We start from the raw sequence: 20,671 nt of genomic DNA on the forward strand, positions 1-20,671 counted from the left end.
GGGTCGGCCAAATGGAAGCGGCCTTTATTTGCCAAGGAGCAGTCGTGTTCAAGCAGTACAGAAATTTCATTGATGGCCGGTTTGTCGACAGCCAGAAGCGCTTTGCCGGCATCAACCCGGCAACGGGCGTACGCTTTGCCGACGTGCACGAAGCCACCCAAGCGATGGTCGACCAGGCCGTCGCGGCGGGCCACCGGGCGGTACGCAGTTGGGGCGCGACGTCGGTGGCCGACCGGGCCGACATGCTCTACCGCATCGCCGACGAGATCGATCGCCGCGCGGACGACTTCCTGGACGCCGAGGTCAGCGATACGGGCAAGCCGGTGTCCCTGGCGTCCAAGCTTGATATCCCGCGTGGCGCGGCCAATTTCCGTATCTTTGCGGACATTCTGAAGACGGCTCCGCTGGAGACGTTTCGGACCGAGCTGGTGGGTGGCGCCCACGCCATCAACTATGCCGTCAGAAAACCGCTGGGCGTGGTGGGCATCATTTCTCCGTGGAACCTGCCCTTGCTTTTGTTCAGCTGGAAAGTCGCGCCCGCGCTGGCGTGCGGCAATGCGGTGGTGGCCAAGCCCTCGGAAGAAACGCCGGGCACCGCGACACTGCTTGCCGAGGTGATGCAGTCGGTGGGCTTGCCCGATGGCGTATTCAACCTGGTGCACGGCTTCGGCCCGAACTCGGCGGGGGAATTCATCACCCGGCATCCGGACATCAGCGCCATCACCTTTACCGGTGAATCAAAGACCGGCACGGCCATCATGCATGCCGCCGCCGCCGGCGTGAAGCCGGTGTCGTTCGAGCTGGGCGGCAAGAACGCGGCCATCATTTTCGCCGACTGCGACTTTGAGAAAACCGTGGAAGGCATGACCCGCGCGGCGTTCCTGAACAGCGGCCAGGTCTGCCTGTGCTCAGAGCGCATCTTCGTTGAGCGGCCCATTTACGAGCGCTTTGTGGCTGCGCTTGCCGAACGCGCCAAGCGCATCAAGCTGGGCGACCCCACCGATGCGTCAACCGACATGGGCCCGGTGATTTCGGCCGCCCATCGGGACAAGGTACTTAGCTACTACGCGTTGGCGCGGCAAGAGGGCGCGCAGTTCATCGTGGGCGGCGGCACGCCCAGCTTCGGCAACGCGCTGGACGGCGGTTTCTGGGTCGAACCCACACTGATAGCCGGCCTGGCCGATGACGCGCGGTGCGTCTCGGAAGAAATATTCGGCCCCATCGGCCACGTCACGCCGTTTGATTCCGAAGCGGAAGTCATACGCCGTGCCAACGCCACGCCGTATGGCCTGGCCGCCACCATCTGGACCAGCAACGTCAACAAGGCGCACCGCGTCGCGCAGTCGATGAATGTGGGCATTGCCTGGGTCAACGCCTGGTTCCTGCGAGACCTGCGCACGCCGTTCGGTGGCAGCGGCTTGTCCGGAATCGGCCGCGAAGGGGGGCTGCATTCCTTGAATTTCTACTCTGAACTCACCAACGTTTGCATTCACGTGGACGCACCGGACGCCGTCAATGACTGAGAAACCCATGGCCCCAAGCAAGCTGTCATCCGCCGTCGTCGAAGGGCGCGCGCAGCCACGCGGCAAATTCCCGCACGTCAAGCGTGCCGGAGACTTTCTCTTCGTGTCGGGCACCAGTTCACGCCGCCCCGATAACAGCTTTGTAGGCGCCGACGCCGACGCCATGGGGGTGCTGGACGCCGATATCCGGGCGCAGACGCGCGCCGTCATCGAGAACATCAAGGCGATTCTGGAAAGTGCGGGCGCCAGCCTGCAAGACCTGGTTGAAGTCTCCACGTATCTGGTCGATATGGGCGACTTCAAGGGCTACAACGAGGTCTACGCCGAGTACTTCGACTACGACGGCCCCGCCCGGACCACCGTCGCCGTGCACCAGCTGCCGCATCCGCTGCTGCGCATCGAAATCAAGGCAGTGGCGTACAAGCCGATTGATTCCAACGCTTAGAGAAAGGTCGTATCGTGATCCCCGAACACCCCGAAGAGCCGGCCAAGATCGCTCACCAAGCGTCGGCAACAGACATCAGCTTTACCAATCTTGCCCCACAGCCCCCGCTGTATCCCGCCGAAGCCGAGGACTACGCACGCGCGGCGTTGGCGCTTTCTGCTGCGGCTGTGCAGCGCTGCGAACGCATTGCCGACCTTCAATACGGCGACACGGCGGCGCACAAACTCGACGTGTACCCCAGCCGAAAACCAGCGGGACAAACCAGCCCGGTACTCGTTTTTGCGCATGGCGGCGCGTGGACGAATGGCTACAAGGAATGGGTGGCGTTGATGGCTCCCGCCTTGGTCGCCGCGGGCATTACGTTTGTCTCGATATCGTATCGACTCGCGCCAGCCTTCAAATGGCAGGCGCTATTGGATGACTGCCATGCCGCGCTGTCGTGGGTGGTTCGGAACATTCACGAATATGGCGCAGACCCCGCTCGCATTGCAGTGGGAGGCCATTCCGCGGGGGGGCATCTGATGACGCTTGCCGCATTAAGCGCGCAAGGCCTGCACCGCCACGGCATTTTGGCGTCGTCGATTCTCGCGTGCTTTCCGCTGTGCGCGCCGCTTGATATCCGGTATCCCGAACGTGCGCCGGGCAGCGGCGAAGAACGCACGCATCAGAACCTGCTGGATGACGTATCGGATGCCGAATCGGCAAGCCCCGTGTGTCGGGTGAATCAGGACACGCCGCCGATGTTGCTGGCGTACGCCCGGGAAGACCTGCCTCGCATCATCAAGGGCAATCAAACGATGGAGGCCGAGCTGCGCAAGCTGGGTCGCCCCGTCGAAACCATGGTGCTACCGGGGGATCATTTCGCGCCGGCGATTGCGGCGGGGCAGGCGGACTCGCCCTGGATGAAGCGCCTGATTCAAATCATGCAGGGATGAGCCCTGTTTAAGAAGATCCGGAGAATCCGATGAAAATTGCCCAATGCTTGGCGCTGTTGGCCCTTACCTTGTCTGCGGCCGTGCAGGCGCAGTCCTGGCCGAACAAACCCATCAAGCTCATCATTCCCTATGCCGCGGGGTCCGGCCCCGACGTGGCGACGCGTCCCGTCGCCGAGCAGATCGGGCGAATACTCAAGCAGCCGGTGATCGTGGAAAACCTGGCCAGCGCGGGCGGCATCGTGGGCACCCGCACGGTGGCCAAGGCCGCACCGGACGGGTACACGTTCGGCTTTGGCAACAACATCACCTTGGCCGTCAATGCCAGTTTCTATCGCAGCCTGCCCTATGACCCGATCAAGGACTTTGCACCCGTCGGCTTGCTGTTCGACAATCCTTATATTCTTGTCGCCGGAAAGGACTTCAAGCCGAACTCAATTCAAGAGTTCATGGCCTATGTGAAGCAGAACCCCGGCAAGGTCAACTTCGCCTCGGGAACCGGGGTGGGCTCGGGCAGCCACCTGACCGGCGAAATGATGAAAGCGGTCGGCGCCCTGGATATCACGCACGTGCCGTACAAAAGCGGGTCGATGGCGCTGTCCGACGTGGTCAGCGGCCGGGTCGACGTGATGTTCGATAACGTGAACGGCGTCCAGCAGTTCATCAACAACGGAACGTTGAAAGCGTTTGCCGTCACCAGCCCCAAGCGCCTGCCCACCATGCCCAACGTGCCGACGATGGCCGAATCCGGGTTTCCCAACTTTGAAGCGGTGGCCTGGGGCGGCATCGTGGCGCCCAGGGGCACGCCGCAGGCCATCATCAATCGCATGAACGAGGCAATCGGCCAGGCGTTGAAGACGCCCGAAGTCGTGCAAGCCAACGCCGCGATGTCGCTGAACCCGATCAGCTCAACGCCGGAAGCATTTACGGCATTCATCGCGGCCGAGACCAAACGATGGGCCGAGACGGTCAAAGTGTCGGGGGCCAGGGCGGAATAAGGGGGGCGGACGCGCCGTGGGCCTGCCTATCGCGTCGCCACAACAACGTGCGCCTGAATCTTGCCCGTGATGCCGCCCGGGCCAAAGCGGTCTTCAATCGCCGAAGCGGCAACGTCCGTTGCCTTCTCCAGAATGCCGGCGTCGCGCGCTTCCAGTTCGGCGCGCATCGGCGTGCCTTGGCAATAGGCGACGGCGACGCTGCGGGGTGACTCGCCCAGGCTTTGCATGGCCATCGTATCGAAGGTGATGGCCCCGGTGAACCCGCCCGCCGCCAGCGCGCCGCGGATCTGCGTCTGGTCGTAGTAGCCGTGCGGCACTTTCACCATGAACCGGGGCGGGTCTGCCGGGAACAGCGTTGCCATTGCCTGCGTGACGCAGTCGGCGAATTCGTTTTCTTCTATGCGGTCCCAGACGTTGAACAAGAACGTGCCGCCCGGCCGCAGCACGCGGTGCGCTTCGGCAAAAGCCACCGCCTTGTCCGGAAAGAACATGGCGCCGAACTGGCATACCACTGCATCGAAAGCGCCGTCGGGAAAGGGCAGGTTCATGGCGTCGGCCTGGCGCCACGTGACGGGGCGGCTCGTGCCCAGGCTCACGGCATGTTCCAGCATTGGCTGGCTAAGATCGGTCGATACGATGGAGGTGCCGGCGGGCAGCCCGGCCGCCAGATGGCGTGTGACCACCCCGGTGCCCGCGGCGATTTCCAGCACGGATGACGGGGCCAGGGACGCGACCCGCCGCGTCATGTCCTGCGCATATCCGTCGAAAATCATCGGGACCAGGTACCGCTCGTATAGCTGCGGGATGGGTCCGGCAAAGGCGCGTTGGCCGCTGGATGTGTTCATGGTGATCGACTCCACAATAGGTCGATAAGGCCGCCCGACGTTGAGGGCGGCGCGGTTGCCGCTGTGCGCGACGACGTCATGCCGCCCGTCATCGAGTCATGGCTTTGCGCGCAAGCATGAACATCAACGATAGTACGCCTGAAAACGCCGTTTTCGATGCGGCGCGGGGCGTTTTCATGGCCTCGCAACCCTCAGGGAGGGTGCCCCGAAAGCGCAGATTTATTCGGTGTATGCTTGCCGGGCAAAAAATGCCCGGTAGCCATTGCCATCCGGTCCGTTATCTTCCGATCTCCTCTTGTCCGGACACCATGACCAAGGCCTTGTTAGTTGAAGACGATCCGAAGCTCTCGCGCCTGATTGCGCAATTTCTGGAGCAACATGGTTTCAAGGTCGCCCAGGCCTATCGCGGTGACCAGGCGGTGGAGGCGTTTCGGCGCCATGAGCCGGCCATCACCATCCTGGACCTGATGCTGCCGGGCCGCGACGGCTTGCAGGTGTGCCGCGACCTGCGCGCCTTTTCTTCGGCGCCCATCCTGATGCTGACCGCGCGTGAAGATGATCTGGACCAGATTCTTGGGCTGGAGTCCGGCGCGGACGATTACGTTATCAAGCCGGTGGAGCCGCGCGTGTTGCTTGCGCGGATTCGTGCCGTGATGCGCCGCCACAATCAGACGGACGCGCAGCCGGATCAGCTGGTGTTCGGCCCGTTATCGATTGACCGCCCGACGCGCTCGGTCACGCTTGCCGGCGCGGACGTCGATCTGACGACCATGGAATTCGAGATGCTGTGGGCGTTGGCCAGCCAGGCCGGTCAGGTGCTGACGCGCGACGATCTGCTGAATGCGGTGCGCGGCATTGAATTCAACGGCCTGGACCGCAGTGTGGACGTGTGCGTCAGCAAACTGCGCCGCAAGCTGGACGATGATCCGCGCGACCCGGCGCGCATCAAGACCGTCTGGGGCAAGGGTTACCTGTTTTCTCCCAAGGCGCACGAGCTCGGCGATGCTTAAGTTCGTTCTGCGCATCTTCGTGGTGCTGGCGATCGGTTTTGTGCTGTCGAATGAAGTGGTCGAGCGGGTTGCGAACTACGTCTTCGAGCCCGAGACCGCGAACTACACGCGCGAAGCGGTGCGCGGGCAATTGCACAGCCTGAAGCTGGAATTGGCCAGTGTGCCGCCCGAGGCGCGCCGCGACTATGTGCGCGATACGCTGGCCCCGCATTACGGCCTGGCCTTGCAGGTGCTGGACCCCGCCGACTACAACTCGCCCGACTTCGCGCTGACTGACGACGAGCGGCGCACCATCGAAGCGGGCGGCTTCTTCCTGCGTGACAAGCAGATGAGCTTTGTGTCCGCGCTGCCCGGGCCGGGCGCGCAATGGTTGCTGGTCAAGATGCCGCCCGAGCCGCTCGTGGGCACCTGGGTCATCGTGGCCATCTACACCGCGCTGGGCTTGCTGCTGTGCGGCTTCATGCTGGTGTGGGCGCTGCCGATCTGGCGCGACCTGGAAGCGCTGAAGACGGCCGCGCACCGCATGGGGCAGGGCGACTTGCAGGCGCGCGCCCGCTTGTCGCGGTATTCCAGCATCCGCGGGCTGGGCGACACCTTCAACCAGATGTCGGATCGCATTGCCGCGCTGATCAGCAATCAGCGCGAACTGACCAACGCGGTGTCGCATGAACTGCGCACGCCGATTGCGCGGCTGTCGTTCGAGCTGGACATGATCGACCGCGAGGCCGACCCGGAGGCGCGCAAGCGCTTGGTCGAGGACATGAAAAGCGATGTGGCCGAGCTGGACAGCATGGCCTCGGAGCTGCTGATGTATGCGCGCTTGCAGCACAAGAGCGCCGACGTGCCGCTACAAGCCCAGGACGCGCGCGGCTGGCTGGATGCCGTGGTGCAGCATGCCGCGTTCGAGGCCGAACTGCTGGGCGTGCATTGCAAGGTGACGCAGTGCGAATCCGACAAGGTGCATCTGCACCCGCGATACATGACGCGCGCCTTGCTCAACCTGCTGCAAAACGCGATCCGCCACGCCGGCGAACGGGTACAGGTCGGCCTGACCAGCCCGGCGCCGCGGCACTATGTGCTGACGGTGGATGACGACGGGCCCGGCGTGCCGCCCGCCGATCGCGAACGGGTCTTCGAACCGTTCATCCGGTTGGACGAAAGCCGGGCGCGCGATACGGGCGGCACGGGGCTGGGGCTGGCCATCGTCAGCCGCGTGGCGCGCTGGCACAACGGCACGGCGCAGGTTTCCGACAGCCCCTTGGGCGGCGCCCGGTTCGTAATCAGCTGGAACGTCGGCTGACCTGGCGCTGTCTGGCCGAGCGCGGCCCGACCGAGCGCGGCCCGACCGAACGCGCCGCCGACGAGGACGCGCGCGTCACGACAAAGATCTTCACAAACTCCCTACAAAGCGGGAAAGATCCCGCGACGCGGCATGGATAGCATCACGGCATTCCTCTTTCACAGGGTATGCGTCCTCCATGTTCTCGCTAAGCCGCCTGGCCGCCATCGGATCGCTGTTGCTTGCCGGCGGCGGTTGCCAGACCCTGCCGCCCGCCGCGCCCGCCACAATCGCCAAAGGCGACTACGCGGCGGTCATGACCTACCTGACCGAGCGCATTCCCTACGACATGGCCGCGTCCAAGGTGCCCGGCCTGTCAATCGCCATTGTCGAGGATCAGCGCATCGTCTGGAGCACGGGCTTTGGGGTGGCGGATGCGTCGCGGCATCGCCGCGCTACCGGCGACACGCTGTATCGCGTGGGTGCCATCAGCAAGATTGTCACGGCGGCCAGTGTGTTGCGCGCCGCCGATGACGGCCGACTGCCCCTGGACGCACCCGCCACGGACGCCTTGCCCGATTGGCACGTCGAGCCCCGCCGCAACGCCCTGCAGTGGCTGGGCGCCGCGCCTTACACGGCACGAAACTTGCTGAACCTGCATCCCGGCACGTTGGAAGACACGATGGGCCGCGCCCGCGCCGACATGGCTTATGCCTTGTTGGGCGACATGGTGGCGCACGTGGCCCAAGAACCGTTTGACACCTATGTGCGCCGCACGATTCTTCACCCCTTGAACATGCCGCGCGCGGGATTTCGGCCGCATGAACGCATGCTGGAGCAGCGCGCGGTGGGCTATCGGCGTGGCCAGCCCTGGGCAGAGGCGCCACAGCCCAACGAGGCGGCAGACGGCTTGTGGGTCAGTGCATCTGAGATGGCGCGCTTTAGCAGCATGTTGTTCGCCAAAGGCGCGTACGGTGGCAAAGCCGAGGGCAAAGCCGAGGGCAACGCTGAGGGAAATGCGAAGGACAACGCCGAGGGCAACGCCAACGTCCGGCGCGTGCTGACGGTGCAATCGGCGCAAACGCTGCTGGGGCTGCAAACCGTGGCGGGCGACGGGCTGGACCTGGATTGCCGATTCGCCTTGTCGTGGTTGGCCGCGCCCTGTGACGACAACGTGGTCAGCGCGACGTCAGTACGCGAACACAGCGGGGCCACGGAAGCTTTCCATTCGCGCTGGGTGTTGGCGCCGCAGGACAAGCTGGCCGTGCTGGTCATGGGCAACTCGGATTCCAGCGAGGCGCTGGTCGCGGCCGTTTCCACGCTGGCGATGCGCATGATGCGCCAAGCCAGGCAGGGCGGCGGACCGGCCTGAAAGACGCGCGGGGGGCCGGGGGGCACGTGTCGCGTCTGATGAATTGTGGCGTTGTTTCAGGTGCCCTCGTACCTTTCTTTACAAAGGTTAATGAGATTTGAGAACTTTTCCGCTCTTGTCTCGATACATTGCCCGCCAGCGGCCAAGTGGCCGCGTTGACAAGCATGGAGGACGCCGATGTCGGAAATCGTTGTGTATGTTAGAAGCCAGCAGAAGCTGGGCGACCAGATCGTTGCCATGCCAACGCTGTATCAACTGAAAGAATGGTGGCCGTCTCGACGAATCAGCGTGGTTGCGCGTGACGATGTGGGCGCGTTCTACCAGGCGCTGCCATGGGTTGATGAGTTCGTGCGCGCCTCGACGCTGGGCGGCTACCTGCGCTGCCTGAAAAAAGAGACGCAGGTGTCCGTCAGCCTGCATCACAGCAGCGAACGCTTCGGCCTGGTCAATCTGCTGCGCTTGCCGCCCACCCGCCTGGGCTTTCGTCATGGACGGTTGACCGACATCGTCTGGACGCATTGGCACCGCAAGAACATCGCGGAATATATCGGGCAGGCCAATCTGAACATGCTGGCCTCCTATCGTCCTTTTGATGTTGAACGCGTGCCGCGCGCGTGTTTTGAAGCACTGGCGGGTCCGCACTTGCGCACCGCGCAAAGTGCCGATGTGGTGATGGTTCCTGGCGGCGGCTCGGGCGCGTTCAAGCGGTGGAGCCTGGCGAACTATGTGCAGCTGGCAGACGGCCTGAAGCGCGTAATGGGCGAGGGCGCCCGCTTTCTCTTCGTGTTGGGCCAGCAAGAGGCCGCTGAACGAGACGCCTTGCAGGCGATGCAGCGGCCGGACTTTGCGGTTGCGTATTGCCGCACGATTCCAGAGCTAAGCGCCATCATGCTGCGCGCGCGCCTGGTGGTGGCCAACGACTGCGGGCCTTCGCATATCGCGCAAGGCGCCTGTGTGCCCTATGTGGGCGTGTTCAACGAGACGAACCCTGAATGGTTCTGGCAGCGGCCCGGCTCGGCCGCTGTGGTGCCGCGCCGCCCGCAGGATGGCATCAACGCCATCACTTCCGACGAAGTGCTGACCGCCTGCCGCAATGTACTGGAGCATCATGCGCATCCTGCATACGCTGGCTGAATCGAGTCTTGGCGGGCTGGAATTTCGTACGTTGGAGCAGGCAAGTTGGTTGCAAAGGCATGGCTACGACGTGGCCATCGCATCGCCCTCGGGCAGCGGCGTCAGCGGCGCGGCGCGCGAGCGCAACCTGACAACGGTAGACATCGATTTCAAACCGGCCTACGCGCCCGCAACCGTCCTGGCGTTGCGCCGCGCGGTGAAGTCCCTGCGCATCGAGGTAATCGATAGCCACAGTCGCGCCGACGGTAAAACCGCCGCGCTGTGCCGCGACCTGTGCGCGGTGGTTCGAACCCGGCATTTCGCCAAACCCATGCGCACGTCGCCCCGCCGGCGGCTGGAATGGCGCGTCGGCTGCGATCACGTCATCGCCACCAGCAACGTGGGCAAGCAAGAACTGCTGGCGGCGCGGCTGTTTCGTGAAGATCGCATCAGCGTGGTGGGGGAATGGGCGGGCGACGAGTTCTTCCGCCAGGCCGAAGACCCAGACGCGCGTTTGCGCATCCGCCGCGGCCTGGAGATGCCGGCCCCGGACGATGCATACGTCATCGCCACCGTGGGCATGCTGCGCCCGGAAAAGGGCCAGGCCGATCTGCTGCGTGTGGTGCAGCGTTTGCGCGCGCTGGGCGTGCCTGCCGTGGCGCTCGTCGTGGGCATGCCCACCGCGGCCACCCGCGCCTATGCGTACGAGCTTTACCGTATGGCGATCGAACTGGGCATCTCCGACCATGTCGTTTTCGCCGGACATCGCAGCGATGTGCCCGACATGATGCGGGCGGCGGACGTGGTGCTGGTGCCCTCGGCCACGGAAGCCTGGTCGCGCGTGGTGCCCGAGGCCTACGCCATGGGCCGGCCCGTTGTCGCCAGCGAGGTGGGCGGCCTGCCCGAGATCGTCGTGCCCGGCCAGACCGGATGGCTGGCCGCGCCGGGCGACATCGCGGGCTATGTCCAGCGCATCCTGCAAATCCGAAACGACCCCAGCGATGCGCAAGCGGTCGTGACCCGCGCCAGAACGTACGCCGAGACGCATTTCCGCCTTAGCGAAAAGATGTTCCACACGCTGGATGCGTACCGCCGCGCCATGGAGCCGGGCCTGCGCGCGGCGGCTGACCGTTCGCCGTCAGCCACGCGCGCCGTCCCCGCCTACGTCGATCCGTTGGAGGTACAGGCCCACGAATATCTGTTGACCGGCACAGGCGCGCGCGGCCGCACGGGCATCCTGCTGGTTCATGGTCTGGCGGGCACGCCCGAAGACATGCGGGTGCTGGCGCTGGGGCTGCACCGTCGCGGCTACACCGTGCTGGCGGTCAAGCTGGCCGGTCATTGCGGCACGCTGGATGAACTGGTGGGCACACGCTGGCTGGATTGGCTTGCAAGCGTGCGGCGCGGTGCCGACCTGCTGGCAAACCGGGTCGATCACGTGGTGCTGGGCGGGCAGTCGGTTGGCGCCGTGCTGGCACTGGCCCTGGCGCAGGAACGCCCGCTGCATGTTGCCGGTGTGCTGGCGTTGTCCCCCGTGTTCCGTCACGACGGCCGAGGCTTGCCGCGCTACGCCAGGCTGGGCTTCCTGTTGCCGCTCTTGCAGGGCCTGGGCATCGGCCGCCATCGCGTTGTTGCAAGCCGGGGGGCGTCGTCGCCGGGCACCCCCTGGTGGTCGGTGGCCCAGGCGCAAAAACTCTCGGCGTCGGTATGGCGACGGCTGCACATACTGCGCGCCCCGTGCCTGGTCATGCATGCCCGGGACAATGACATCGCGTCCGTCTCGAACGCCTTCGACATTGTGAACCGCGCATGCCACGCAAACGTGTCCTTGCACTTGCTGGACGGCAGCCACCCGTTGACCCTGCTGGACCGCGAACGCAACGACGTGACCGCGCGGGTAGCGGCGTTCGTCAACGACATCGTGGAAGCGCCTGCGGGCCAGGCGGTCGTCAATGTGGCGTGACGGGCGTGATGGCAAGTGCATTGCGGGGCGCCGGCCGATCACTTTGCGTCCTCGATACTGCAAAGCCCAGACGATGAATCGCGGTGTGACGCTCTGCAAACGTGTGCAGGTTCGGCAAGCCCGTCGGCGCCGATTTCCGTCAACGCCCCGCCACCTGTAGCACCGCGTCGGCGAACGCCCGCGGCGCCTCTTGCGGCAGGTTGTGACCGATACCGCCGGTGATCTCGCGGTGCTGGTATTTGCCCGTGAACTGCTTGGCGTAGGCGGCGGGTGGCGGGTGCGGGGCACCGTTGGCGTCCCCTTCCAGCGTGATCGTGGGTACGGTGATCTTCGGAGCGGCGGCCAGGCGCTTTTCCAGCGCGTCGTATTGCGCTTCGCCGTCGGCCAGCGCCAGGCGCCAGCGGTAGTTGTGCACCACCACCGCCACATGATCCGGGTTGTCGAACGCACGCGCCGAACGCTGGTAGGTGGCGTCGTCGAACTTCCACTGCGGCGACGCCAGTTGCCAGATCAGCTTGTTGAAGCCATCCCGATTCGCGGCGTAGCCCGCTGCGCCGCGTTCGGTGGCGAAGTAGAACTGATACCACCACTGGAACTCCGCCTCTGGGGGCAGGGGCTTGCGATTGGCCGCCTGGCTGCCGATCAGGTAGCCGCTGACCGAGACCAATGCCAGGCAGCGTTCGGGCCACAGCGCGGCCAGGATATCGGCGGTGCGCGCGCCCCAGTCGAATCCGGCGATCACCGCGCGTTCAATCTTCAGCGCGTCCATCAACGCAATGATGTCGACCGCGACAACCGCCTGTTGACCATTGCGCGGCGTGTCCGCCGACAGAAACCGCGTCGAACCGTAGCCGCGCAGGTAGGGAATGATCACGCGGTAACCCGCGCCGGTAAGCCGGGGCGCCACGTCCGCGAAGGCGTGGATGTCGTAGGGCCAGCCGTGCAGCAGGATGGCGACGGGGCCGTTGGCCGGGCCCGCGTCCACGTAGCCCACATCCAGCGTACCGGCGCGAATCTGGCGGATGTCGCCAAAGGGTGTAGCGCCGCCACGGGCGGCGACGCCAGCGGTTGCCGTGCTTTTTGACACGCCGGAGGACACCTCGGCCTTGGCCCATGCGCTGCCGCTTGCGGCAAGGTTCAGCAGGCTGGCGGCGGCCAGTGTCGATGTGGTGGCGAGCAGGCGGCGGCGCTGCGGGTCAGTGGGGTGGGTCATCGTGAAAGCTCCTGGAAAAGTTCGCGGGTTTGGACGGGCTGCGAACGATTTATAGGGGCTGCGCGATGGTCTTGGGTGTCGCAATGTACCGTCCCGGCAGACGGATACAGTGCGATGCAATACAGGCGGTATTTGCCTTATCTACCGACCCAGCGCGTGCTCCGTCTTTCCCGGTGGCCCCTTCAGCCGCTTCAGGAACCATCTGCCCGCCGGCCCCGGCGGCGTGTCTTTCCGGTAGATCGCGAACATGGCGATGGGCGGGGTGCGCGGTTGAAAAGCCTCGATGCGCAACTTGACCAGCGCGCCGGCCTCCAGGTCCGACTGCACCATTTCCGTGGGCATGTGGCCCCATCCGAAGCCGGCACGCAAGAATGCGTGCTTGGCGCCAAGATCGGCAAGCCGCCAGATCTGGGGCGAAAGCACGCCGAATGTCGCGCCTTCGGTCAGCGTGGTGCGGTCTGTCAGCACCAGTTGCACGTGTTCCTCCAGGTCGCGCGTGCGGATAAGACCCTGATGCGACGCCAGCGGGTGTGACGGTGCGGCCACCGTCAACATGGGCACGTCCAACAGCTTTTCTGCGTCTAGCAGATCCGGCACCGCCGGCATCGAGCCGCTGATGCCAAGCCGGCAAGCCTGTTCCAGCACCGGCTGCACGACGGCGCCCAGGGCTTCGACATACAGCCGCAGCGGCGTGTGCGGAAACGCTTGTCGGAATGCGCCAACGGTGTCCGTCAACGATGCCATGGGGTACATGACGTCCACCACCACCGACAGTTCAGCTTCCAGCCCCTCGGCAATCGCGCGGGCTTTGGACTTGAACCCGTCCATGCCGCCGACCACCAGGCGCGCTTGCGCCAACAGCGCGGCGCCTTCTTCGGTCAGGCGGGGATAGCGGCCATTGCGGTCAAAGAGACGCACGCCAAGCTGGTTTTCAAGATTCGCCAGCGTGTGGCTGACCACCGACTGGGCACGCCTGAGTTTGCGGCCCGCGGCCGAGAAGCTTCCTTCGTCAGCGGCGGCAATGAAAGTGCGCAGCTGGTCTAACGAAACGGCGTCGAGCATATATCGATGAAGTAGATGGATTGCATCTAGAAATATAGGCTATCTGGATACGTGTCAAGTCTCTATTCTGCGGACATCAACTCTTTGGAAAGGATGATTCACATGACTTCGAACCTGAATGCCCACCCCGCCATCCCGGCTATCGGCCGCGCTTTCATCGCGGCAATCTTCCTGCTTAGCGGTATCGGCAAGCTGATGGACCCCGGCGCCGCCCTGGCCTATATCGGGTCGCTGGGGCTGCCCAGTCCGGAGCTGGGCCTGGTGGCCGCCGCGGCGCTGGAATTAGGTGGCTCTCTGTTGCTGATAGTCGGTTACCGCACGCGGCCGACCGCCCTGCTGTTGGCCCTTTACGCCCTGGTGACCGCGCTGATCTTCCACCATGCGTTGGCCGACCAGAACCAGATGTTTCATTTCCTGAAGAACCTGGCCATGGCAGGCGGCCTGCTACAGGTCGTGGCATTCGGCGCAGGCAGCTTCAGCGTGGACAACCGCCGTGCGCAAGCCAAGCGCGCGCTGGCCTGATCGCATCCACCGGAACAAAGGAAACCATCATGACCATCGCGACAGAACTGCTACGGCAACACCTGCAATTGCTGGTTGACGACAACCCGACGTGGCAGACATTGATTCATGACGACATCGTGTGGGACCTGCCCTACGCGCCCAGCCTGGGCCACCCGTTGCAACTTGAGGGCCGCGATGCCGTCCTGCGCCACGCGGGTTGGTTCGTGGACGCGGTGAGCGACTTCCGCTTCTTCGATGCCCAGATCGTCGCCACCGACGACGCGCACCATGCCGTCGCCCGAGTGCAGGCGGAAGGCAAGGTTGCGGCGACGGGACGGCACTATCAACAAGAGTACGTGGTGTTTCTGACCGTGCGCGACGGGCGTATTGCCCGGCTGCGCGAGTACTTCGATCCGGTGAAGGCCGCGTTGGCCTTCGATGCCCCGATTGTGGGCGTTCCTTCAAGGAGCATCTGATGAAAGCCATCCGTGTGTTTGCCTACGGCACCCCCGACGTGCTGACCCTGGCCGAAGTGGACGATCCCGTCCCCGGCGAAAACGAAGTCCTGATCGACGTCGCCACGGCGGCGGTAAACCCGATTGACTGGAAAATCGTCAGCGGCTCGATGCAGGCGTTCATCAAGCTGGCGCTGCCGTTCACCCCGGGCGTCGATGCCGCCGGTACCGTCGTCGCCGTCGGACGTAATGTCACGACGTTGGCGCCGGGGGATGAGGTAATGGGCTTCATCGGCATCGTTGGCGCCTACGCAAGCAGGGTGGTCGTCGATGCGGCCCGGCTCGCGCGAAAGCCGGCGGGGCTGAGTTTTGCCCAGGCGGCCGCCATGCCCGCGGCAACGCTTACCGCCTGGCAGGCGCTACACGAACACGGCGCGCTGCAATCGGGCCAGTCGGTCTTGATTCATGCGGCGGCCGGAGGGGTGGGAAGCGCAGCGGTCCAGTTGGCCAACCTGGCGGGCGCGCAGGTGATCGGCACCGCGTCGGCCGGTAACCGCGACTATGTTCTTGAACTTGGCGCCGCGCAATTCATCGACTATCGGGCAGGCGACTTTTCCCAGCAGGTGCCCAAGGTTGATCTTGTGATTGATCTGGTCGGCGCAAGCACGCAGGCGCGTTCATGGTCGGTACTGAAGCCGGGAGGCACCCTGGTGTCGACGGTCAGCCGGCCGGACACCGACCATGCCGACATCCCGGCGGGGGCAACCGGAAAGCACTTCGCAACCCGCGCCGACGGGCAGCTGTTGACGGATTTGGCGGCGCTATACGCATCCGGTGGTCTGCGCACCCATCTGGATTCGGCCTTTCCCCTGGCGCAGGCAAACCGTGCCCTTGAACGCAGCATGGGCGGCCACGTGCGCGGGAAGGTCATTCTTGATATGTCGGCTTGACGCGACGGGGCGTGAAGGCGCTTGTCGGCAGCGGCAGGTCGGCAAGCGCCCCGTTGCCGGCTTCCGACCGCCAACCGCCTGTCGCTTCCGGTCAATCGCCGTGCGCGTCTTGTCAATTCCCCCCGAGCGGGCGCCCCTAAGATTCCCTGCATCTCCCCGTGCAGGCTATCTGACAGGCATCCGGCCCCGCTCCCCATGATTACGCTCTACGACCATCCCCGATCCGGCAATTGCTACAAGGTGCGCCTCTTCCTGGCGTTGATCGCATTGCCCTATCGGCGCGAGTTCATGGATGTGCTGGCGCGCAAGAACCAGACCGAGGCGTTCGAACGCATCAGCGCGTGGAGGCAAGTCCCGGCGATCGATGACGGGGGTCTGGCCGTTTGGGACAGCCACGCCATCCTGATGTACCTGGCGCAGAAGCACGCCCCGCAGTGGCTGGCGCCGCTTCCTCATAGCGCGCAGATGCACGCGTGGCTGTCGGTGTCGGCCAACGAAATTGCCAACAGCTTGCAGCCGTTGCGGCTGACCAAGGTGGTCAGCCACGCCGAGGCCGCGCATCACCTGGGCGTCAGTGAAGCGCTGCTTGATGTGCAGGGCCTGAAGCTGCGGACGGATCGGCTGTTGAAACAACTGGAAAAGCGCCTTGGCGTCAGCCCCTGGCTGGCGACCGTACGCAGCGTCGCGGACATCGCCTGTTATGGCTATCTGGCATTGGCAGAAGAGGCCGGCATCGATCTGGACGGCTATCCCGCCCTGTCGGCTTGGCGCCGGCGCATCGAAGAACTGCCGGGTTACGTCGCGCCACAACACACCAACACAAAACACACTGGGGAAAAACATGGAAGCGATCTCTCGACCTGACGTGAACGTAGGGGCTGGAAAAAAGCCGAACCTGCTTCGAATCTCTGTGGCCACGGTAGTGGGCACAGCCGTTGAAGCGTTTGATTTCCTGGCGTACGGCACGGCCGCCGCACTGGTCTTCAATAAGCTCTTCTTCCCGCAGTTCGACCCCTTGACCGGCACGCTGGCGGCGTTTGCCGCCTTTGCCAGCGGCATGCTGGCGCGGCCCATCGGCGGGATCCTGTTCGGGCACTTTGGGGACCGCATCGGTCGCAAGTCCATGTTGACGCTTAGCCTGCTCATGATGGGCATCTGTACGGTGCTGATCGGGCTGTTGCCCACCTACGAGCAAATTGGCGTGTGGGCGCCGATCTTGTTGGTGGCGCTGCGCATCGGGCAAGGCTTGTCGTTTGGTGGCGAACTTGGCGGTGCCATGCTGATGGCCGTGGAACACGCGCCACCCCGATGGAAGGGCCTGTTTGGCAGCCTGCCTTTGGTGGGGTCGCCGCTGGGCATCCTGCTGTCCGTGGGCGCCTTCGCCCTGGTCACGCGGTTGCCTGAAGAAGACTTTCTGTCGTGGGGCTGGCGGCTGCCTTTTTTGGCCAGCGCGGTGTTGATCGTGGTCGGGATATTGATACGCCGTGGCATCGACGAGTCGCCGGATTTCGCCCGCGTCAAGGCCGAGCAAACGCAGGTCAAGCTGCCCGTGGCCGAATTGCTGGGCAAGCATGGCAAGGCGTTGTTGCTGTGCGTGGGATGCAAGCTGGCCGAAGTCACGTTGATCTACACCTTCCTTGTTTTCTCGGTGTCGTATGCGGTATCGATGCTGGGCTTCAGCCGGTCCGACGCGCTGCAAGCGCTGCTATACGGCGCGGCCGTGATGACGTTCACCATACCCGTGTTCGGCATGTTGGGCGACCGCTTCGGCGCAAGGCGCGTCTGCGGCTGGGGTGGGCTGTTGCTGGCCGTGATGGCGGTTCCGATCTTCATGGCCGTGGGCAGCGGCTCGCTGCTTGCCTATAGCGTGGCGGCGTTCATCGCCATGGCCTTGAACTACGCGATGATGATTGCGCCCCAGTCCAGCTTATATGCGGCCCAGTTTCCGCCAGAGCTGCGGTACTCGGGCCTGTCGATCGGCGTGCAGTTTTCCGCCGCAATCGGGGGGGGCTTGGCGCCGATGGTGTCGGCAATGTTGGTGGCTCGGTTCGACAGCATCGTGCCCGTGGGCGCGTACCTGGCGGTGCTGGGCGTCGTTGCGGGCACGTCGGCGTTCTTGATGAAGCCCACCACCCGGGCACGCTCCGCGCCCTGATCTTCAGCAAGCCGTTTATCGATCCAGCGCCAGCACCGCCGCACGGTATTTGTTCGGCGGGCTGCCGAACCGTTGCTGGAAGCATCGGCTGAAGTGGCTTGCATCCTGGAATCCACAGCTCAGCGCAATGTCCTTGACGGGGACATGTGCCCTGCACTGATCTTCCAGTGCGCTGCGGGCCAGCTGCAACCGGCGCTCGCGCACGTACTGGCCATACTGGATGCCGCGCATCTGAAACAAGCGATGCACCCAGCGGCTGGAAGCGCGCAGCGCGCGCGCCACCGCCGCCACGGACAAGTCGTTGTCGGTGATGTGCGTATCCACGTAGCTGGTAATCGCCTGCCAGCTTTCGATGGGGCCGCGCTCGGTGGTCGGCAATTGCTCCAGCGCCTGGCTGGTGTAGATGGCCGCCAGCAAAGAGATCAACGCCTGTTCCGCAAACATGCTGGACGTGGGGCTGACGGCGTCGGGCGGCTCAAAAAAAACATGCCCCAGGCAGTGGTGGGCCGTGCGCACCATCGGCAGCGTCGACGCCGCGCGTTGCGCCGTGAACTGCGAGATATCCTGCAAGTGCATGCCTAGCAGATTCAGCAAGGATCCCTTGATCACGACCAGCCTGGAGTCCGTCAGCATGCGCACTTCGGAAGGCAGGGCGGTGGTACGAAAAATGATGTCGCCCGTTTCCACGGGCAGGCTCGCGCCGTTCTGGCTGATGGTGCCGTGCCCTTCGATGATGAAGCTGGCCAGGAATTCCGCCCGTAGCGCATCGGCCGCATGTTCGGCCCGGTGCTGCACCGTCATGGGCGTGGATTCCAGGTTCACGGCCAGGCCGCCCGCGCGCAGGCGGCATGCCTGTAGATGCAGGCGCGGTTGCAGGGTCAGCGGCAGGAAGTCCCCCGGCAGCACCAGCTTGTTCAGTCGCGCCTGATAGCCGGACAGTTCGGCCTCGTAGAAGGGACGAAAACGGGGCGCGAAATTCAGGTCCGGTTCCTGCTGGGAAGCGGCAGGCGGAAGCGATGGGGCGGCTTGCATGTCGATGGATGAACCCGACTTTCCGTGCGGGCCAAGCGCCCGCGAAATCATTGTATCGACGCTGATCGCGCACGCACCTGCCGTTTACCCTAGGCCCTTGTCACTGTCGGACAAGCCCTGTGCGGTTGGAAGCAATGCCTGAAAAGCGCCTGCCGGATGTAATGGCAACGGTATGCCACCCGGCAAAGGCATCAGGAGATGAATGTGGATGACAAGGCAATGCAGTCCGACGCGTTTTTCAAGCGCTCGGCCGACAAGCTGGATTTCGGTAATTGGAACGTGCGGGAAAAAATCGCCCTAAGCTGCCGCATCCTGGCAAGCGAAGGGCACTCTGAGACCCTGGCGGGGCAGATCACCGTGAAGAACGACGACGGTTCCTTCTACACGACGGCGCTGGCCCAGGCCTTCGACGAGATCCGGCCGGACACGGTGATCCGCATCAACGACGACATGGACGTGCTGGAAGGAGAGGGCACGCCCAACCCCGCCGTGCGGTTTCACTTCTGGGTTTATCGCAACCGGCCCGATGTGCGCTGCATCGTGCACACCCATCCCCCTTACGTATCGACCCTGACCATGACCGGGCGCCCGCTGGTGGTGTCGCACATGGACGCGACGCCGTTTCACAACGACTGTGCGCACTTGAAGGAATGGCCGGGCTTGCCGATCGCCGACCAGGAGGGCGAAATCATTTCCGCCGCCTTGGGGAAAAAGCGCTGTGTGCTGTTGGCCAACCACGGGTTTCTGGCCGCGACCGGTACTGTGGAAGAAACCCTGTACCTGTCGGTGCTGATCGAGCGCGCCGCGCGCAATCAATTGCTGGCCGCCGCCGCTTACGGTGACGTGAAGCCGGTGGACGATGCGCTGGCAGCCGAGTCGCACGACTTTCTGCTCAAGCCCAGCATCGTGCGAGCCAGCTTCGCCATGTTCGCGCGCCGTATCGAACGGCAGGGCATTGCGCAGGCATAAGCCAAGCCTCGGCGCGAAACAACGAGCCGCCCCAAAACAAAAAGGCCGGCCGCGAAGAGCGGCCGGCCTTTTTGATCCACCACGACACTTACGCGTCGGCGGCACCTTCCTCCGCCGCAGCCGTCGGCTGCACCTGGTTGATCAGGGCCGGCCAGGTGTTGATCGACAACAGATGGCAGTACACCAGCGGCAGCCAGCCGTTGGCGCGCCAGCGCAGGAACTCGTCGTCCGGCAGCTTGTTGAACTTGGCTTCGTCGATCACCTTGAAGCCGGACATGGCCAGGCGCTGGCCGTCGGGCAGGGTGATGTCGGCGCGGTTCTCGATCAGCAGATCGGCGGCGGCCAGGGCCTGCGCGAACTCCATCGTGTAGGCGTGCTGGTTCTGGTAGTCGCGGCAGAATTCCAGCGCGCTGCGTGCCAGGTCGGTGGGTTCACCGGCTTCGTCGAAGAACGGATTGTCGCGGCCTTCGACCACCGAGGCGGCCTTCTCGTCAACGCACAGCGTGAACTGGCTGCGGTCTTCGTTCTCCATGAAGATGAAGGGATAGCGGCGCACGTAAGCCGGGATGTAGGTGCCGGCGCGCCACTGGCCGTCGGCGTCGACGAACAGGTTTTCCTGGCCACGCACGCCCAACACCGCCACGGGCGTGGGCTGATCGCCGTCGGTGAAGACGATGGGGAAGTGGCGACAGGCGGTCGGCAGCTCGGTGGCCACCAGCGGCACGGCGTTGGTGGTGGCGGCATAGGCAAAGCCCGTGTTGCCGGCCAGCGACAGGTTGGCATGCACGCCGGCAGCCAGGGGGCGGGGTTGTTCGTAGAACAGGGGAAGCGAAGTCTGCGTAGTCATGGTG

At 64.4% G+C, this 20,671-nt stretch carries 20 protein-coding genes; 15 read left to right on the top strand and 5 right to left on the bottom strand.

Annotation, left to right across the window (positions count from 1 at the left end; genetic code table 11):
* Nucleotides 1–11: 11 nt before the first annotated feature.
* From V6F88_RS17495 to V6F88_RS17510, 4 genes are read left to right on the top strand one after another with little or no spacing between them, the layout of a single operon-like run.
* Nucleotides 12–1,523, top strand: coding sequence for a 2-hydroxymuconic semialdehyde dehydrogenase (locus tag V6F88_RS17495; RefSeq protein WP_332611023.1), 1,512 nt, complete (start codon nucleotides 12–14; stop codon nucleotides 1,521–1,523).
* Nucleotides 1,516–1,968, top strand: a complete 453-nt coding sequence (locus V6F88_RS17500) for a RidA family protein (RefSeq protein WP_332611024.1) — start codon at nucleotides 1,516–1,518, stop codon at nucleotides 1,966–1,968. Before V6F88_RS17495 ends, V6F88_RS17500 begins: the two co-directional genes overlap by 8 nt.
* 14 nt (nucleotides 1,969–1,982) lie before the next feature.
* Entirely contained in the window at nucleotides 1,983–2,903 is a 921-nt protein-coding gene (locus V6F88_RS17505) for an alpha/beta hydrolase (protein ID WP_332611025.1), read from the top strand.
* A gap of 29 nt (nucleotides 2,904–2,932) precedes the next feature.
* A complete protein-coding gene (locus V6F88_RS17510) occupies nucleotides 2,933–3,898 on the top strand; it encodes a Bug family tripartite tricarboxylate transporter substrate binding protein (RefSeq protein WP_332611026.1) in 966 nt (321 codons plus the stop codon).
* Nucleotides 3,899–3,924: 26 nt separating this feature from the next.
* Here V6F88_RS17510 and V6F88_RS17515 read toward each other — a convergent pair whose 3' ends face one another.
* Nucleotides 3,925–4,743 carry a class I SAM-dependent methyltransferase gene (locus V6F88_RS17515; RefSeq protein ID WP_332611027.1) on the bottom strand — a complete coding sequence of 273 codons (819 nt, stop codon included), beginning with the start codon at nucleotides 4,741–4,743 and terminating at the stop codon, nucleotides 3,925–3,927.
* Between the two features lie 308 nt (nucleotides 4,744–5,051).
* Here V6F88_RS17515 and V6F88_RS17520 point away from each other — a divergent pair, with 308 nt between their 5' ends.
* The 5 genes from V6F88_RS17520 (at nucleotide 5,052) to V6F88_RS17540 (ending at nucleotide 11,480) form a co-directional block, all read left to right on the top strand.
* Nucleotides 5,052–5,753, top strand: a complete 702-nt coding sequence (locus V6F88_RS17520; RefSeq protein WP_332611029.1) for a response regulator — start codon at nucleotides 5,052–5,054, stop codon at nucleotides 5,751–5,753.
* A complete protein-coding gene (locus V6F88_RS17525) occupies nucleotides 5,746–7,053 on the top strand; it encodes an ATP-binding protein (protein WP_332611030.1) in 1,308 nt (435 codons plus the stop codon). The genes V6F88_RS17520 and V6F88_RS17525 overlap by 8 nt, the downstream gene beginning before the upstream one ends.
* A 178-nt stretch (nucleotides 7,054–7,231) precedes the next feature.
* The gene (locus V6F88_RS17530) at nucleotides 7,232–8,404 is read left to right on the top strand and encodes a serine hydrolase domain-containing protein (RefSeq protein WP_332611031.1); all 1,173 of its coding nucleotides are present in this window, start codon (nucleotides 7,232–7,234) and stop codon (nucleotides 8,402–8,404) included.
* 177 nt (nucleotides 8,405–8,581) lie between these two features.
* On the top strand, nucleotides 8,582–9,538 hold the full coding sequence (locus tag V6F88_RS17535) for a glycosyltransferase family 9 protein (RefSeq protein ID WP_332611033.1): 957 nt from the start codon (nucleotides 8,582–8,584) through the stop codon (nucleotides 9,536–9,538).
* Nucleotides 9,513–11,480 (top strand): alpha/beta fold hydrolase, encoded by a 1,968-nt coding sequence (locus V6F88_RS17540; protein ID WP_332611036.1) that lies wholly within the window; start codon nucleotides 9,513–9,515, stop codon nucleotides 11,478–11,480. The genes V6F88_RS17535 and V6F88_RS17540 overlap by 26 nt, the downstream gene beginning before the upstream one ends.
* 139 nt (nucleotides 11,481–11,619) lie before the next feature.
* On the opposite strand, the gene V6F88_RS17545 is transcribed toward V6F88_RS17540, so the two are convergent.
* Complete coding sequence (locus V6F88_RS17545) at nucleotides 11,620–12,693, bottom strand: alpha/beta fold hydrolase (protein WP_332611039.1); 1,074 nt, start codon at nucleotides 12,691–12,693, stop codon at nucleotides 11,620–11,622.
* Between the two features lie 141 nt (nucleotides 12,694–12,834).
* Entirely contained in the window at nucleotides 12,835–13,755 is a 921-nt protein-coding gene (locus V6F88_RS17550; protein ID WP_332611040.1) for a LysR family transcriptional regulator, read from the bottom strand.
* Between the two features lie 93 nt (nucleotides 13,756–13,848).
* On the opposite strand from V6F88_RS17550, the gene V6F88_RS17555 reads away from it, so the two are divergent.
* From V6F88_RS17555 to V6F88_RS17575, 5 genes are all read left to right on the top strand, one after another.
* A complete protein-coding gene (locus V6F88_RS17555; RefSeq protein WP_442880333.1) occupies nucleotides 13,849–14,277 on the top strand; it encodes a DoxX family protein in 429 nt (142 codons plus the stop codon).
* Nucleotides 14,278–14,306: 29 nt separating this feature from the next.
* Nucleotides 14,307–14,735, top strand: coding sequence for a nuclear transport factor 2 family protein (locus V6F88_RS17560; RefSeq protein ID WP_332611043.1), 429 nt, complete (start codon nucleotides 14,307–14,309; stop codon nucleotides 14,733–14,735).
* A 14-nt stretch (nucleotides 14,736–14,749) separates the two neighbouring features.
* Nucleotides 14,750–15,664: an NADP-dependent oxidoreductase gene (locus tag V6F88_RS17565; RefSeq protein ID WP_332611045.1), complete on the top strand. Its 915-nt coding sequence runs from the start codon at nucleotides 14,750–14,752 to the stop codon at nucleotides 15,662–15,664.
* Nucleotides 15,665–15,859: 195 nt separating this feature from the next.
* The gene (locus V6F88_RS17570) at nucleotides 15,860–16,528 is read left to right on the top strand and encodes a glutathione S-transferase family protein (protein ID WP_332611047.1); all 669 of its coding nucleotides are present in this window, start codon (nucleotides 15,860–15,862) and stop codon (nucleotides 16,526–16,528) included.
* Nucleotides 16,506–17,819, top strand: coding sequence for an MFS transporter (locus V6F88_RS17575; protein ID WP_332611049.1), 1,314 nt, complete (start codon nucleotides 16,506–16,508; stop codon nucleotides 17,817–17,819). The genes V6F88_RS17570 and V6F88_RS17575 overlap by 23 nt, the downstream gene beginning before the upstream one ends.
* 15 nt (nucleotides 17,820–17,834) lie before the next feature.
* Here the strand turns inward: V6F88_RS17575 and V6F88_RS17580 are convergent, their stop codons facing one another.
* Entirely contained in the window at nucleotides 17,835–18,851 is a 1,017-nt protein-coding gene (locus V6F88_RS17580; protein WP_332611051.1) for a helix-turn-helix domain-containing protein, read from the bottom strand.
* A gap of 198 nt (nucleotides 18,852–19,049) precedes the next feature.
* Here V6F88_RS17580 and V6F88_RS17585 point away from each other — a divergent pair, with 198 nt between their 5' ends.
* Nucleotides 19,050–19,820, top strand: coding sequence for an aldolase (locus V6F88_RS17585; protein WP_332611053.1), 771 nt, complete (start codon nucleotides 19,050–19,052; stop codon nucleotides 19,818–19,820).
* Between the two features lie 88 nt (nucleotides 19,821–19,908).
* Here V6F88_RS17585 and V6F88_RS17590 read toward each other — a convergent pair whose 3' ends face one another.
* Nucleotides 19,909–20,667: a SapC family protein gene (locus V6F88_RS17590; RefSeq protein ID WP_332611055.1), complete on the bottom strand. Its 759-nt coding sequence runs from the start codon at nucleotides 20,665–20,667 to the stop codon at nucleotides 19,909–19,911.
* Between the last annotated feature and the right edge of the window lie 4 nt (nucleotides 20,668–20,671).

The organism is Achromobacter sp. ESBL13 (genome assembly GCF_036668755.1).
GTDB lineage: Bacteria > Pseudomonadota > Gammaproteobacteria > Burkholderiales > Burkholderiaceae_B > Achromobacter.

Coding starts and splice junctions, on each gene's coding strand:
- V6F88_RS17590 (WP_332611055.1), bottom strand. CDS start 20,667: ATGACTACGCAGACTTCGCTTCCCCTGTTCTACGAACAACCCCGCCCC.
- V6F88_RS17515 (WP_332611027.1), bottom strand. CDS start 4,743: ATGAACACATCCAGCGGCCAACGCGCCTTTGCCGGACCCATCCCGCAG.
- V6F88_RS17535 (WP_332611033.1), top strand. CDS start 8,582: ATGTCGGAAATCGTTGTGTATGTTAGAAGCCAGCAGAAGCTGGGCGAC.
- V6F88_RS17545 (WP_332611039.1), bottom strand. CDS start 12,693: ATGACCCACCCCACTGACCCGCAGCGCCGCCGCCTGCTCGCCACCACA.
- V6F88_RS17540 (WP_332611036.1), top strand. CDS start 9,513: ATGCGCATCCTGCATACGCTGGCTGAATCGAGTCTTGGCGGGCTGGAA.
- V6F88_RS17585 (WP_332611053.1), top strand. CDS start 19,050: ATGAATGTGGATGACAAGGCAATGCAGTCCGACGCGTTTTTCAAGCGC.
- V6F88_RS17575 (WP_332611049.1), top strand. CDS start 16,506: ATGGAAGCGATCTCTCGACCTGACGTGAACGTAGGGGCTGGAAAAAAG.
- V6F88_RS17560 (WP_332611043.1), top strand. CDS start 14,307: ATGACCATCGCGACAGAACTGCTACGGCAACACCTGCAATTGCTGGTT.
- V6F88_RS17555 (WP_442880333.1), top strand. CDS start 13,849: ATGATTCACATGACTTCGAACCTGAATGCCCACCCCGCCATCCCGGCT.
- V6F88_RS17520 (WP_332611029.1), top strand. CDS start 5,052: ATGACCAAGGCCTTGTTAGTTGAAGACGATCCGAAGCTCTCGCGCCTG.
- V6F88_RS17500 (WP_332611024.1), top strand. CDS start 1,516: ATGACTGAGAAACCCATGGCCCCAAGCAAGCTGTCATCCGCCGTCGTC.
- V6F88_RS17510 (WP_332611026.1), top strand. CDS start 2,933: ATGAAAATTGCCCAATGCTTGGCGCTGTTGGCCCTTACCTTGTCTGCG.
- V6F88_RS17570 (WP_332611047.1), top strand. CDS start 15,860: ATGATTACGCTCTACGACCATCCCCGATCCGGCAATTGCTACAAGGTG.
- V6F88_RS17525 (WP_332611030.1), top strand. CDS start 5,746: ATGCTTAAGTTCGTTCTGCGCATCTTCGTGGTGCTGGCGATCGGTTTT.
- V6F88_RS17530 (WP_332611031.1), top strand. CDS start 7,232: ATGTTCTCGCTAAGCCGCCTGGCCGCCATCGGATCGCTGTTGCTTGCC.
- V6F88_RS17580 (WP_332611051.1), bottom strand. CDS start 18,851: ATGCAAGCCGCCCCATCGCTTCCGCCTGCCGCTTCCCAGCAGGAACCG.
- V6F88_RS17495 (WP_332611023.1), top strand. CDS start 12: ATGGAAGCGGCCTTTATTTGCCAAGGAGCAGTCGTGTTCAAGCAGTAC.
- V6F88_RS17550 (WP_332611040.1), bottom strand. CDS start 13,755: ATGCTCGACGCCGTTTCGTTAGACCAGCTGCGCACTTTCATTGCCGCC.